The organism is Microbacterium psychrotolerans (genome assembly GCF_031085295.1).
GTDB classification, from domain to species: Bacteria; Actinomycetota; Actinomycetes; order Actinomycetales; family Microbacteriaceae; genus Microbacterium; species Microbacterium psychrotolerans.
In genome coordinates this window covers 510,308-523,651 of the sequence record NZ_JAVFWO010000002.1, presented here as the reverse complement: position 1 = coordinate 523,651, position 13,344 = coordinate 510,308, and the positions used below count along the sequence as shown (strand labels likewise).

The window sequence follows — 13,344 nt, the reverse complement described above, 5'->3', positions numbered from 1 at the left end:
CGCAGGAGCCCTGTCGGCGTGGCTAGGCTGTCGGCATGGCATCTGACGCGGCACGCGCCGTCGGCGTGGACATCGGCGGCACCGGCATCAAGGCGGGCATCGTGGACCTCGAGCGAGGCGAGCTGATCAGCGACCGCGTCAAGGTCGCGACCCCCGAGGGGGCCCACCCGCCGGACGTGCTCGCCGCGGTGACCGAAGTCCTCTCGACGCTCGGCGTCGCCGACGACCAGTCGGTCCCCCTCGGCGTGGCGTTCCCCGCGATCGTCAAGAACGGGCGCACGCTGTCGGCCGCCAACGTCTCGGACGACTGGATCGACTTCGAGGCCGAGAAGTTCTTCGAAGACGGTCTGGGGCGCGACATCCACTTCGCCAACGATGCGGACGTCGCCGGCGTCGCAGAGGTGCGCTACGGAGCCGCCAAGGACCAGGCCGGGCTCACCATCCTCACCACGCTGGGCACCGGGATCGGCTCGGCGCTGCTGTACAACGGCGTCCTCGTCCCGAACTCGGAACTCGGGCACGTGCAGCGCGCCCGCCACGGGAAGGACGCCGAGGCGTACGCAGCGTACTCCGCGATGGAGCGCCACGAGCTCACCTGGGAGCAGTGGGCGAAGCGGCTGCAGTGGTACTACGGGCACATCGAGTTCCTGTTCAGCCCCGACCTCTTCGTCGTCGGCGGCGGCGTGTCGAAGCACGCCGACAAGTTCCTGCACCTGCTCGAGCTCAAGACGCCCATCGTCCCCGCGGTGCACCGCAACAACGCGGGCATCATCGGCGCGGCCGCGCTCGCGGGCCGGCCGACCGCCTGACGTCACGCCCTCGCGCCGGCCCCGCGAAGGCGGGCCGGCGAGAGGGCGAATGGGCCGACCTGTACGCCGGGTTCTGTCCGGGGGCGTGAGCCCCGTGGACGGTCATCTCTCTCGGCGACACGTTGCCGTGCCGCTCCAGCGGCCTACCCGGGGACTCGGCGGGCCGCGTCATCATCCCCTGTCTGGCCTTGCTCCGGGCGAGGTTTGCCGTGCGGGTCGTGTCACCACGACCCCGGTGGTCTCTTACACCACCCTTTCACCCTTACCGGGACCGAGGTCCCGGCGGTCTGCTCTCTGTGGCACTGTCTCGCGGATCGCTCCGGGTGGGTGTTACCCACCGCCCTGCCCTGCGGAGCCCGGACGTTCCTCGGCGCGCGACGGCGAACCGCCCGCGACGCGACCGTCCAGCCGACCCATTCGCCCCGCGAGTCTATCGCCGCCGGCCGTGCCGCGGCTCCGTGTCAGTCCTTGAGCGCGGTCTCGGCGATGTGCACGTCGAGCCGGAAGTCGACCGGAAAGCTGCCGAAGAGCAGTCGTCCCGCGGATGCCGCGGCATCGGCCACGGCCTGTGCAGCGGCATCCGCGTGCTCCTCGGGGGTGTGCACGATCACCTCGTCGTGGAGGAAGAACGCGAGGTGCGCCTGCCGGGCGAACACCGGGCCGGAGCGGGGCGCCGCGTGCTCGGGCGACACTGGCGGAAGCGCGGCGAGGCGTCCGCGCAGATCGGCGAGCCACGCGAGCGCCCACTCCGCGGCGGTCCCCTGCACGACGAAGTTGCGGGTGAACCGGCCACGATCACGGGCCCACCGCCGCGCGTGCGTCTCTTCCGCTCCGGATGCCTCGGCCTCGGTGGCGCGGGACTGCGCGGCCGACCACTCGCGCGAGGGAGAAGGCGACGTGCGTCCCAGCCACGTGGAGACGGCGCCGCCGTCCTCGCCGACGCGGGCGGCGTCGTCCACGAGGCCCATCGCGCGCGGATACGCGCGGCGCAGACGCGGCACCAGCCGGCCGGACTCCCCCGTCGTCGCGCCGTACATGGCGCCGAGGATCGCGATCTTGGCTTCTTGCCGGGTGGCGACGGCCCCGCTCTCTACGATGCCCGCGTAGAGGTCGCGGCCCCGCGCCGCCCCCGCGAGAGCGGTGTCGCTCGACATGGCCGCCAGGACGCGGGGTTCGAGCTGGGCGACGTCGGCGACGACGAGACGCCAGCCCGGATCGGCGCGCACCGCCTCGCGCAGCTGACGCGGGAGTTGCAGGGCGCCGCCCCCGGAGGATGCCCAGCGGCCCGTGACGACGCCGCCGGGGACGAAGACGGGTCGGAATCTGCCGTCCGCGACCCACTCGGAGAGCCACGCCCACCCGTTGGCGGACAGCAGCCGCGACAGCTTCTTGTACTCGAGCAGCGGCTCGATGACCGGATGCCGCTGCTCGGCGAGCTCCCAGCGGCTCGTGGATTCCACGAGCACGCCGGCGCGATGCAGCGCCCGCAGCAGCTTCGGCTGCGAGTCGAGGCTCGCCGCCGGATCCCCCAGCGCGGCGCGCACCCGCTCGGCGGCGTCGGCGAGCCTCGCCGGCTGACCGCCGCCCGCTGGGCGCTCCCCCAGCGTCTCGACGAGGATGCGGTCGTGCGCCTCGGCATCCCACGGCAGCCCCGCGGCCCTCATCTCCGACGCGACCAGTGCGCCGGCGGACTCCGCCGCGATCAGCAGACGCAGCCTGCCCGCCTCGGGGCTGTCCGCGACCGCGGCACGCTGCCGGAGGAATTCGTCCAGGGCGGCGTCGGCGTCCGCGGGCGGGCCCGCGGGCCGCTGTGCGTGATCGAGCTCGAACAGCGCGGGCGCCGCATCCTCGGCATCGACGTAGGGGGCGGCATCCCACTCCACCGCCCGCCGCACCGCTGCCGCGTCGTCGACCAGCGCCGAGTCCCGGAGGATCGCGTGGCAGAGCCGCAGGTCGTGGCAGCGGGCGACGCGGATGCCGTCCGCGAGCAGGGCGCCGTACCACTGCGGGGTGTCATGCCAGACCCAGCGTGGCGCCCAGCGCGCCTCGGCGTCGGCGATCCACGACGTCAGCCGAGCCGGATCGACCCGCTCGCGGCCGAGCTCAGCGGCGGACCCATCCAGCAGGATGGCGTGGACCACGCGGTCGGTCCGTCCGAGGACGATCCAGGCCGGCGCTTCAGCTGCGTCCACGCCGGCACAGTCCGGCTGCGCTCACAGCCCGGATTCGTCGTCGCGCACGAGCAGGCAGCCGCACTCGGGGCAGGTGACGACCTCGTCGTCGGCGGCCTGGCGCAGCACCTGCAGGTCGGTGCCGGCGAGCACCATGTTGCAGCCTTCGCACGTGCGTCGGCGCAGGAACGCCGCGCCGGAACTGCGCACGGCGACACGGTCGTACAGCGCGACGAGGTCGGCGGGCAGGGCACCGGCGATCGCGGCGCGGTCCCGCGTGGCGGCCTCGAAGGCGGCTGTTGCCTCGGCGACGGCGCGCTTGCCCTCGGCGCTGAGCTCGGCGCCCTCGGCGTTGGTCGTCGCGATCAGCGCCTCCTGCTCGGCGACGGCCGCGTCCGCCAGCTCGAGCCGCTCCATGACCGCGAGCTCGGCGTCCTCCAGGTCGCTCTTGCGTCGTGCGAGCGCAGCGAGCTCGCTCTCGAGACCCTGCGCCTCCTTGGAATTGGTGGATGCCGCGAGCCGCTGTGCGTCACGCGCGGCGCGGGCATCGACGACGGCGACGTCGGACTCGATGCGCGACAGCTCCGTGCGCAGGTCATCGCGGGCGCCGAGGCGCGTCGTGAGCTCCTGCGACAGCTGCTGGCGCCGCCCGAGCAGCTCCTGGACGCGACCGGCCTGCGGGGGGTTCTTGCGGGCGTTCTCGGCCTGGCGGATCCGGGCGTCGAGCTGGGCGACCTCGACGAGGCGGCGCTGGTCTGCGGGGCTGGCTTTCACGTGTCCAACCTACCGCGGGGCATCGACGCCGCGATCGGCGGCGGCTAGCATTCGACGACCGGTCCTTCCGATGACGAAAGGCGCGCACCATGGGCGTTCTCCGCACCAAGTCCGTCGAGCGGTCCATCGCCGACACCGATGAACCGGAGTTCCGGCTCAAGAAGTCGCTGACCGCGCTCGACCTCACCGTCTTCGGCATCGGCGTGGTGATCGGGGCGGGGATCTTCACACTCACCGGCCGCGCCGCGCATGAGGTCGCAGGCCCCGCGATCGTCATCAGCTTCGCGGTCGCCGCCATCGCCTGCACACTCGCCGCGCTCTGCTACGCGGAGTTCGCGTCGACCGTCCCGGTATCCGGCTCGGCGTACACGTTCTCTTATTCGTCGCTCGGCGAGCTGTTCGCCTGGATCATCGGGTGGGACCTCATCCTCGAGATGTTCCTGGGTGCGAGCGTGGTGGCGCAGGGGTGGAGCGCGTATCTCGGCACGCTCCTCGAGCAGCTCGGGATGCCGATCCCGGCCGAGATCGGCTACGGCGGCGTCGTCGACCTCATGGCGATCCTGCTCGTGCTCGTGCTCGGCGGGCTGATGACCTTCGGCATCAAGGAGTCGCTGCGGGTCAACATGGTGCTGGTCGCGGTGAAGCTCTTCATCGTGCTGTTCGTGATCGTGGCCGGCCTCCTGTTCATCAACCCCGCGAACTGGTCGCCGTTCGTCCCCGCGCCCGCGCCGACCGACGCGCCGACCGGCCTCAGTCAGCCGCTGCTGCAGTTCTTCTCGGGCATCGAGCCGACCGCGTTCGGCGTCGGCGGCATCTTCGCGGGCGCCGCACTCGTGTTCTTCGCCTACATCGGCTTCGACGTCGTCGCGACGACCGCCGAGGAGACCCGCAATCCGCAGCGCGACCTGCCGATCGGCATCATCGCGTCGCTGGTGATCTGCACACTGCTGTACTGCGCGGTCGCGCTGGTCGTGACGGGCATGGTGCCGTACCAGGATCTCGACCCGGCTGCGGCCCTCGCCAACGCCTTCGCATTCCACGGTCAGACCTGGATGGCCACGCTCATCTCCGCAGGCGCCGTCGCAGGCCTCACCACGGTCGCGCTGACGCTGCTGATCGGAGCGACTCGCATCATCTTCGCGATGTCGCGCGACGCGCTGCTGCCGATGGGCCTCGCGAAGGTGCACCCGCGGTATCGCACGCCCTGGCTCATCTCGATCATCGTCACGATCGTGGTCGCGGTCGTCGCGGGGTTCACGCCCGTCGGACTGCTCGAGGAGATGGTGAACATCGGCACGCTCTCGGCGTTCGTACTCGTCTCCGTCGGAGTCATCGTGCTGCGCGTCAAGCGCCCCGACCTGCCACGCGCGTTCCGCGTGCCGCTCAATCCGTGGCTGCCGGGACTTTCGGCGGCCATCTGCGTCTACCTGATGCTCAACCTCACCGTCGAGACCTGGCTGCGGTTCCTGGTGTGGCTCGTCATCGGCTTCGCGATCTATTTCGCGTACTCGCACCGGCACTCGAAGATCGGCCAGCCCGGCTACCAGGACTTCGCGCTGCCGCATGTCGTCTCGCACCAGCGCGACGACAGCGACGACGATCCGCGGCCGGACCGGGGGTGAGGATGACGGTGGGCCCTGCCGGGATCGAACCGACGACATCCACGGTGTAAACGTGGCGCTCTACCAGCTGAGCTAAAGGCCCTCGCAGCCAGTCTACGAGGTGCGTCCGGTTCGTCCTGAACTCGCTAGGCTGGCAGATGGTGCGTTGTGGAGGGCTGACAAAGCCCGCGGCGCTCCGGTAGCGATTCCCTGGCATGATCTGCCAGACGACGAAAGGTCTTCTGTGACTGTCAACGATCAGGATCCGTACTCGCAGGAACCCCTCGACAGCGATCCCGATGAGACCTCCGAGTGGCAGGAGTCCCTCCAGCAGCTCGTGCAGGCGAAGGGCCACGGTCGTGGCCGCGAAATCATGCTGAGCCTGCTGCAGACCTCGCACGAACTGCAGCTGAACGTCCCGCAGGTTCCCACCACGGACTACATCAACACGATCGCGCCCGAGAACGAGCCCGAGTTCCCCGGCGACGAAGAGCTCGAGCGTCGCTACCGCCGGTGGATCCGCTGGAACGCCGCGGTCACTGTCCACCGCGCACAGCGGCCCGGCATCGGCGTCGGCGGCCACATCTCGACGTACGCGTCGTCGGCCTCGCTGTACGAAGTGGGCTTCAACCACTTCTTCCGCGGTCTCGACGACCCCACCGGCGGCGACCAGATCTTCATCCAGGGCCACGCCTCCCCCGGCATCTACGCCCGCTCGTTCCTCGAGGGGCGTCTCACGTCGGAGCAGCTCGACGGCTTCCGCCAGGAGAAGTCGAAGGCGCCGAACGCGCTGCCGTCGTACCCGCACCCCCGTCTCATGCCGGAGTACTGGCAGTTCCCGACGGTATCGATGGGTCTCGGCCCCATCAACGCCATCTACCAGGCGATGTCGAACAAGTACCTCACCAACCGCGGGATCAAGGATCTCTCGAACTCCCGGGTGTGGGCCTTCCTCGGCGACGGCGAGATGGACGAGGTCGAGAGCCGCGGTCAGCTCCAGGTGGCCGCGAACGAGGGCCTGGACAACCTGACGTTCGTCGTCAACTGCAACCTGCAGCGCCTCGACGGTCCCGTCCGCGGCAACGGCAAGATCATCCAGGAGCTCGAGAGCTTCTTCCGCGGCGCCGGCTGGAACGTCATCAAGGTCGTCTGGGGCAGCGGTTGGGACGAGCTGCTGGCGAAGGACACCGACGGCGCGCTCGTGCACCTCATGAACACCACCCCCGACGGCGACTTCCAGACCTACCGCGCCGAGGACGGCGCCTTCATCCGTGAGCACTTCTTCGGGCGCGACGAGCGCACGGCGGCTCTGGTGAAGGACTGGTCGGACGACGACATCTGGGGCAAGCTCCGCCGTGGCGGCCTGGACTACCGCAAGGTCTACGGCGCCTACAAGGCGGCGACCGAGCACAAGGGTCAGCCGACCGTCATCCTCGCGAAGACGATCAAGGGCTACGGTCTGGGGCATCACTTCGAGGGCCGCAACGCGACCCATCAGATGAAGAAGATGACGCTGCAGGACCTCAAGTACTTCCGCGACTCCATGCGGATCCCGGTCTCTGACGCGCAGCTGGAAGAGAACCCGTACCTGCCGCCGTACTACAACCCGGGCGGCAACGACGAGACGATCCAGTACATGCTCGAGCGTCGCCGGGCGCTGGGCGGCTTCCTGCCGGAGCGCCGCACGCACCACGTCGGCCTGCAGCTGCCGGGCGACGAGGCGTACGCGCTGCCGAAGAAGGGTTCGGGAACGCAGGAGATCGCCACCACGATGGCGTTCGTGCGTCTCCTCAAGGACCTGCTGCGGTCGAAGGACTTCGGCCACCGCATCGTGCCGATCATCCCCGACGAGGCGCGCACGTTCGGCATGGACGCGTACTTCCCGACGGCGAAGATCTACAACCCGCACGGTCAGAACTACACCTCCGTGGACCGCGAGCTGCTGCTCGCGTACAAGGAGAGCCCGCAGGGTCAGATCATCCACGTCGGCATCAACGAGGCCGGCGCGGTGGCCGCGTTCACCGCCGCGGGCACCTCGTACTCCACTCACGGCGAACCGCTCATCCCGGTGTACGTCTTCTACTCGATGTTCGGGTTCCAGCGCACCGGCGACGCCCAGTGGGCGGCGGGCGACCAGATGGCGCGCGGGTTCATCATCGGCGCGACGGCAGGACGCACGACGCTGACCGGTGAGGGCCTGCAGCACGCCGACGGCCACTCGCTCCTGCTGGCCTCGACCAACCCCGCCACCGTGTCGTACGACCCGGCCTACGGCTACGAGATCGCGCACATCGTCCGTTCGGGCATCGAGCGCATGTACGGCGGCAACCACCCCGACCCGAACGTCATGTACTACCTCACGGTGTACAACGAGCCGCTGGTCCAGCCGGCGGAGCCCGAGGGCGTGGACGTCGACGGCATCGTGCGCGGCATCCACCGCGTCTCGACCGCCGAGGGCGAGGGCCCGAAGGCCCAGATCCTGGCGTCGGGCGTGGGCGTGCCGTGGGCGCTCGAGGCGCAGCAGCTGCTGCGCGACGACTGGGGCATACAGGCCGATGTGTGGTCGGTCACCTCGTGGAGCGAGCTGCGCCGCGACGGCCTGGCGGCCGACGAGCACAACTTCCTGCACCCTGAGGAGGAGCCGCACACCGCGTACCTCACGAACAAGCTGCGGGATGCCGCAGGCCCGGTCGTCGCGGTGAGCGACTTCATGCACGCGGTCCAGGACCAGATCCGCCCGTGGGTGCCGAACCGGTTCGCGACCCTCGGGGCCGACGGCTTCGGGTTCTCGGACACACGCGCCGCCGCCCGTCGCTTCTTCAAGATCGACGGACCGTCGGTCGTCGTCCGCACGCTGCAGGCGCTTGCCGAAGAGGGCGCGGTCGACCGCAGCCTCGCCGCGCAGGCGATCGAGAAGTACCGTCTGCACGATGTGACGGCCGGCACGAGCGGGAACGCGGGCGGCGAGAGCTGACCTGACGACGATGGGCAAACCCGCCGAGGTGATGGACAAGGTCGAGACGCTCGCCTGGCTGCGACGCATCTCGGGTGACCTCGCCACCGTCACGATCAAGCGCCTCGACGACACGCTGCCCTGGTATGCCGAGATGCCGCCGGCCCGACGCTCCGCCGTCGGGCTGGTGGCACAGGCGGGCATCACGTCGTTCATCCAGTGGTACGACGATCCTGCCTCGACGCCCTGGATCGCGGCCGACATCTTCGCGGCCGCTCCCCGGGAGCTCCTGCGGAGCGTGAGCCTGACGCAGACGCTGCAGCTGATCCGCGTGACGGTCGAGGTGACGGAGGAGCGGGTCGCGGGCAAGGGCGAGCATCTGCGAGAGGCGATCCTTCTGTACTCGCGCGAGGTCGCCTTCGCCGCCGCGGACGTGTACGCCCGGGCGGCGGAGGCCCGTGGACTGTGGGATGCCCGGCTCGAGGCCCTCGTGGTCGACTCGATCCTCACGGGCGAGGCCGACGAGGAGCTACCGAGCCGCATCGCAGCGCTGGGCTGGCACGGCCACGGCGAGGTCGCGGTGCTCGTCGGCACGACTCCCCCGCAGTTCGACGTCGATCAGCTCCGCCGCACGGCGCGCAAGCTCGGTGTGGACGTGCTCATCGGCGTGCAGGGCTCTCGCCTGGTGCTCGTCGTGGGGCGCGCCGAGCCGGCCGCCATGGCCGAAGACGCCGTGACGGACCTGCCGTTCGCCGAGATCGCGCGACGCCTGGAACCCGGCTTCGGGGCCGGGTATCTCGTGCTCGGTCCGACGGTGCCCGCGCTCGTGGACGCGAGCCAGAGCGCTCGGGCTGCGCTGGCGGGCTTCGCCGTCGCGAGGGCGTGGCGGCACGCGCCCCGCCCTGTCGAGGCCGATGACCTGCTGCCGGAGCGCGCCCTCGCCGGCGACCCCCTGGCCAAGCTCACCCTGGTCGACCGCATCTACCGGCCGCTCCAGGCGCACAGCGCCGACCTGGTCGCGACGCTGTGGGCCTACCTCGACAACGGCCGCTCGCTCGAGGCCACGGCCCGTGAGCTCTTCGTGCATCCGAACACGGTCCGCTATCGCCTAAAGCGCGTGTCGGAGGTCATCGGATGGGACGCGACGGGCCCCCGCGAGGCGCTGATCCTGCAGACCGCGCTGATCCTCGGCTCCATCGGAGCGGATGCCGCCCGCCGCCGCCCGCCGGCGGCGCGACGCGGCGCCGGCTGACGCCGAGAACTCCGGACGTGTGGACCACGCACAAAGGCAACCGCGATTCTTGTGACGGTGTCGCCAGAACCCCCTCCACGATCCTTGACAGGATGGAACGGTGAGAATCGCGGTCTTCCCCGGACAGGGCTCCCAGTCCCCCGGCTTCCTGGCACCCTGGCTCGACGCGGACGGCGCAGCCGATCGGCTCGCCCAGTACTCCGAGTGGTCCGGCGTGGACCTCGTCGCCGCAGGCACCGAGTGGGATGCCGACCGCATCCGCGACACGCAGGTGGCGCAGCCGCTCATCGTCGCCGCGAGCCTGATGTCGTGGAACGCGCTACCGGACCGTGAGCGCATCGCCGGCGTCGCCGGTCACTCCGTAGGCGAGTTCGCCGCTGCCGCCGCGGCCGGCGTCCTCAGCGAGCAGGCCGCCCTGACGCTCGTCGGAATCCGCGGTCGCGCGATGGCCGAGGCCGCGGCTGCCGCCGAGACCGGCATGAGCGCGGTGATCGGCGGCGAGGAGGCGTCCATCCTGGCGCGTCTCGACGAGCTCGACCTCGCGCCGGCCAACTACAACGGCGGCGGCCAGCTCGTCGTCGCCGGAGCTCTCGGCGCGTTGCAGGCGCTGGCGGCGGAGCCGGTCGCCGGCACCCGCGTCATCCCGCTGCAGGTCGCCGGAGCCTTCCACACCCGCTACATGGCGCCGGCCGTCGAGACGCTCCGTGCGGCAGCGGACCAGGTCGCGGCATCCGATCCTGACGTCGTGCTGTGGACGAACCGCGACGGCTCGCCCGTGACGTCCGGACGCGCATTCGTAGACCTTCTGGTCGATCAGGTCGCCTCTCCCGTGCGTTGGGACCTCTGCATGGCGTCTTTCGCCGACGCCGGCGTGTCGGGCCTCGTGGAGCTGTCTCCGGCGGGGACGCTCGTCGGGCTGGCTAAACGCGCGCTCCGCGGGGTGCCGGCCGTCGCCGTGAAGACGCCCGACGACCTGGAGGCCGCCACCGCCCTGGTGGCCGTCGACGCATGACCGGAGTATTCGCATGACCCGCATCCTCGTCCAGCCCACTGGTGCCGCGCACACGCGCATCTACGCGTACGGCGCCGCCCGTGGTGAGATCGCCGTGCCGAACGACGACCTGATCGGTCCGATCGACTCGAGCGACGAGTGGATCCGCCAGCGCACCGGCATCGTCACGCGCACGCGGGCGGTGCCCGAGACCGATGCGATCGATCTGGCGACGGATGCCGCCCGCGAGGCGATCGAGCGCTCCGGCGTCGACCCGTCGCAGGTCGACGCGGTCATCGTCGCCACGGTCAGCAATCCGAAGCAGACCCCGTCGGTGTCGGCCATCGTGGCGGATCGTGTCGGCGCGAATCCCGCCGCCGCATACGACCTGAACGCCGCGTGCGCCGGGTTCGCTTACGGCGTCGCCCAGGCCGACGCCCTCATCCGCGCGGGCGCCGCCCACTACGCGGTCGTCATCGGCACGGAGAAGCTCAGCGACATCGTCGACCCCACCGACCGCAGCATCTCGTTCCTGCTCGGTGACGGCGCAGGCGCCGTCGTGATCGGCCCGAGCGACTCCCCCGGTATCGGGCCGACCATCTGGGGCTCCGACGGCTCGAAAGCCGACGCCGTCGGCATGAACCACACGCTGACCGAGTTCCGCGACGGCACCGCACCGTGGCCGACGCTGCGCCAGGAAGGACCGACGGTCTTCCGCTGGGCGGTATGGGAGATGGTGAAGGTCGCCCGCCAGGCGCTCGAAGCCGCAGGGGTCGAGGCATCCGACCTCGCCGCCTTCGTGCCGCATCAGGCCAACATGCGCATCATCGACGAGTTCGCCAAGCAGCTGAAGCTGCCCGACACGGTGCTGATCGGTCGCGACATCGAGACGACCGGCAACACGTCGGCGGCCTCCATCCCGCTCGCGACTCATCGCCTGCTGCAGGAGCACCCCGAGCTCAGCGGCGGCCTCGCCCTGCAGATCGGCTTCGGCGCCGGACTCGTGTTCGGCGCGCAGGTAGTCGTGCTCCCCTGAGCCGGCGGAGCACGACCCTAGACTGAGACGGCCCGTTCGGGCCCCCGCAACCCCTAGAAAACAGGAGAACCCCATGGCATTCACCAACGACGAGGTCCTCGCCGGACTCGCGGAGCTCATCACCGACGAGACCGGCATCTCGGCCGACGAGGTCGCCCTCGAGAAGTCGTTCACCGACGACCTCGACATCGACTCGATCTCGATGATGACGATCGTCGTCAACGCCGAGGAGAAGTTCGGCGTCACCATCCCTGACGACGAGGTCAAGAACCTCAAGACCGTCGGCGACGCCGTCACCTTCATCACGTCGAACCAGGCGTAAACCCTCCGGTGGGGGCTGCGGCCCCCACCGGCGCATCCATGAGGATCTAGAACGACATGAGCAACTCCCGCATCGTCGTCACCGGCATCGGCGCATCGTCGCCGCTCGGCGGCACGGCACCCGAGAGCTGGTCCGCGCTCCTGGAGGGCGTCTCCGGCACCCGCACCCTCGAGTACGACTGGGTCGAGAAGTACCAGCTGCCGGTGACATTCGCCGCCGAGGCGAAGGTGCGCCCCGACACTGTGCTCGAGCGTCCCATCGCCAAGCGGCTCGACCCCTCGTCCCAGTTCGCGCTCGTCGCGGCCATGGAGGCGTGGGCGGACGCCGGAAGCCCGGAGATCGAGCCCGAGCGACTCGGTGTCGACTTCGCCACCGGCATCGGCGGACTCTGGACGCTCCTGGACGGCTGGGACACCCTGCGCGAGAAGGGTCCGCGCCGCGTTCTGCCGATGACGGTCCCGATGCTCATGCCGAACGCGGCAGCCGGAAACCTCTCCCTCCACTTCAACGCCCGGGCCTACGCGCGCACCGTCGCCAGCGCCTGCGCGTCGAGCACCGAGTCGATCGTCAACGCGATCGAGCACATCCGCGCCGGTTACGCAGACGTCGTGATCGCCGGCGGCACCGAGTCCGTCATCCACCCGGTGACCATTGCCGCGTTCTCGTCGATGCAGGCGCTCTCCCGTCGCAACGACGATCCCGCGACCGCCTCGCGGCCGTGCAGTGTGGACCGTGACGGCTTCGTCATGGGAGAGGGCGCGGCCGTCCTCATCCTCGAGACCGAGGAGCACGCGCGTGCGCGCGGCGCCAAGATCTACGCGGTCGCCGCCGGCGGCGGCGTCACCGCGGACTCGTACCACATCACCGCCAATGATCCCGAGGGACTCGGCGCCTCGCGCGCGGTGCGCCTGGCGCTGGAAATGGCGGATGCCTCCGCCGACGACGTCACGCACATCAACGCGCACGCCACCTCGACGCCGGTCGGCGACCCCAACGAGTACACGGCGCTGCGCTCGGTGTTCGGCGACCGCATCGACGAGATCCCGGTGTCGGCGACCAAGGCGTCGACCGGCCACCTCCTCGGCGGCACCGGCGCGCTCGAGGCGATCTTCACCGTGCTCGCCCTGCAGGACCGCGTCGCTCCGCCGACCATCAACCTGACGACGCAGGACCCCGAGGTGCCGTTCCGCATCTCCGGCACTCCCACGCCGCTCGGAGACGGTCCGCACCTCGCGATCAGCAACTCGTTCGGCTTCGGCGGGCACAACGCGGTCGCCGCGTTCGCCTCGGTCTGAGGCCGCCCGGATCGTTGGGTCGGCCTGCGAAGCGCGTCGACCCGTCTCGAACTCCCTCACACGAAGACGCCCCCGGTGAAGCCGACCGGGGGCGTCTGTCGTGTCAGGCGGTGGTTCGCGGTCTCGCTGCCCGGGATTCA

The 13,344-nt window shown here is 70.5% G+C and carries 10 protein-coding genes, 1 tRNA gene and 1 other RNA gene; 8 read left to right on the top strand and 4 right to left on the bottom strand.

Translation table 11 applies throughout. From position 1 onward, the window contains the following. Positions 1-35 precede the first annotated feature (35 nt). Entirely contained in the window at positions 36-809 is a 774-nt protein-coding gene (gene ppgK / locus Q9R08_RS07165; RefSeq protein WP_308867202.1) for a polyphosphate--glucose phosphotransferase, read from the top strand. 46 nt (positions 810-855) lie between these two features. Here ppgK and rnpB read toward each other — a convergent pair. The 3 genes from rnpB to Q9R08_RS07150 all read right to left on the bottom strand — a co-directional run bounded on the left by rnpB (position 856) and on the right by Q9R08_RS07150 (position 3,754). Beyond that, positions 856-1,225: RNase P RNA component class A (gene rnpB, locus Q9R08_RS07160), an RNA gene on the bottom strand. 45 nt (positions 1,226-1,270) lie between these two features. Then, positions 1,271-3,001: a bifunctional 3'-5' exonuclease/DNA polymerase gene (locus tag Q9R08_RS07155; RefSeq protein ID WP_308867201.1), complete on the bottom strand. Its 1,731-nt coding sequence runs from the start codon at positions 2,999-3,001 to the stop codon at positions 1,271-1,273. Positions 3,002-3,022: 21 nt separating this feature from the next. Then, complete coding sequence (locus tag Q9R08_RS07150) at positions 3,023-3,754, bottom strand: zinc ribbon domain-containing protein (RefSeq protein ID WP_308867200.1); 732 nt, start codon at positions 3,752-3,754, stop codon at positions 3,023-3,025. A gap of 89 nt (positions 3,755-3,843) precedes the next feature. Here Q9R08_RS07150 and Q9R08_RS07145 point away from each other — a divergent pair, with 89 nt between their 5' ends. Then, complete coding sequence (locus tag Q9R08_RS07145; protein ID WP_308867199.1) at positions 3,844-5,376, top strand: amino acid permease; 1,533 nt, start codon at positions 3,844-3,846, stop codon at positions 5,374-5,376. A gap of 9 nt (positions 5,377-5,385) precedes the next feature. Here the strand turns inward: Q9R08_RS07145 and Q9R08_RS07140 are convergent. Beyond that, positions 5,386-5,458: transfer RNA gene (locus Q9R08_RS07140), tRNA-Val, on the bottom strand. 141 nt (positions 5,459-5,599) lie between these two features. On the opposite strand from Q9R08_RS07140, the gene aceE reads away from it, so the two are divergent. The 6 genes from aceE (at position 5,600) to Q9R08_RS07110 (ending at position 13,204) form a co-directional block, all read left to right on the top strand. Beyond that, the gene (gene aceE / locus Q9R08_RS07135; RefSeq protein WP_308867198.1) at positions 5,600-8,329 is read left to right on the top strand and encodes a pyruvate dehydrogenase (acetyl-transferring), homodimeric type; all 2,730 of its coding nucleotides are present in this window, start codon (positions 5,600-5,602) and stop codon (positions 8,327-8,329) included. 10 nt (positions 8,330-8,339) lie between these two features. Continuing rightward, positions 8,340-9,560: a PucR family transcriptional regulator gene (locus Q9R08_RS07130; RefSeq protein ID WP_418001321.1), complete on the top strand. Its 1,221-nt coding sequence runs from the start codon at positions 8,340-8,342 to the stop codon at positions 9,558-9,560. A 100-nt stretch (positions 9,561-9,660) separates the two neighbouring features. Continuing rightward, entirely contained in the window at positions 9,661-10,572 is a 912-nt protein-coding gene (locus Q9R08_RS07125; RefSeq protein ID WP_308867197.1) for an ACP S-malonyltransferase, read from the top strand. Between the two features lie 13 nt (positions 10,573-10,585). Next, positions 10,586-11,587: a beta-ketoacyl-ACP synthase III gene (locus tag Q9R08_RS07120; RefSeq protein ID WP_308867196.1), complete on the top strand. Its 1,002-nt coding sequence runs from the start codon at positions 10,586-10,588 to the stop codon at positions 11,585-11,587. A gap of 73 nt (positions 11,588-11,660) precedes the next feature. Then, positions 11,661-11,909 (top strand): acyl carrier protein, encoded by a 249-nt coding sequence (locus Q9R08_RS07115; protein ID WP_013586517.1) that lies wholly within the window; start codon positions 11,661-11,663, stop codon positions 11,907-11,909. A 56-nt stretch (positions 11,910-11,965) separates the two neighbouring features. Next, positions 11,966-13,204 (top strand): beta-ketoacyl-[acyl-carrier-protein] synthase family protein, encoded by a 1,239-nt coding sequence (locus Q9R08_RS07110; RefSeq protein WP_308867195.1) that lies wholly within the window; start codon positions 11,966-11,968, stop codon positions 13,202-13,204. Positions 13,205-13,344: the final 140 nt, after the last annotated feature.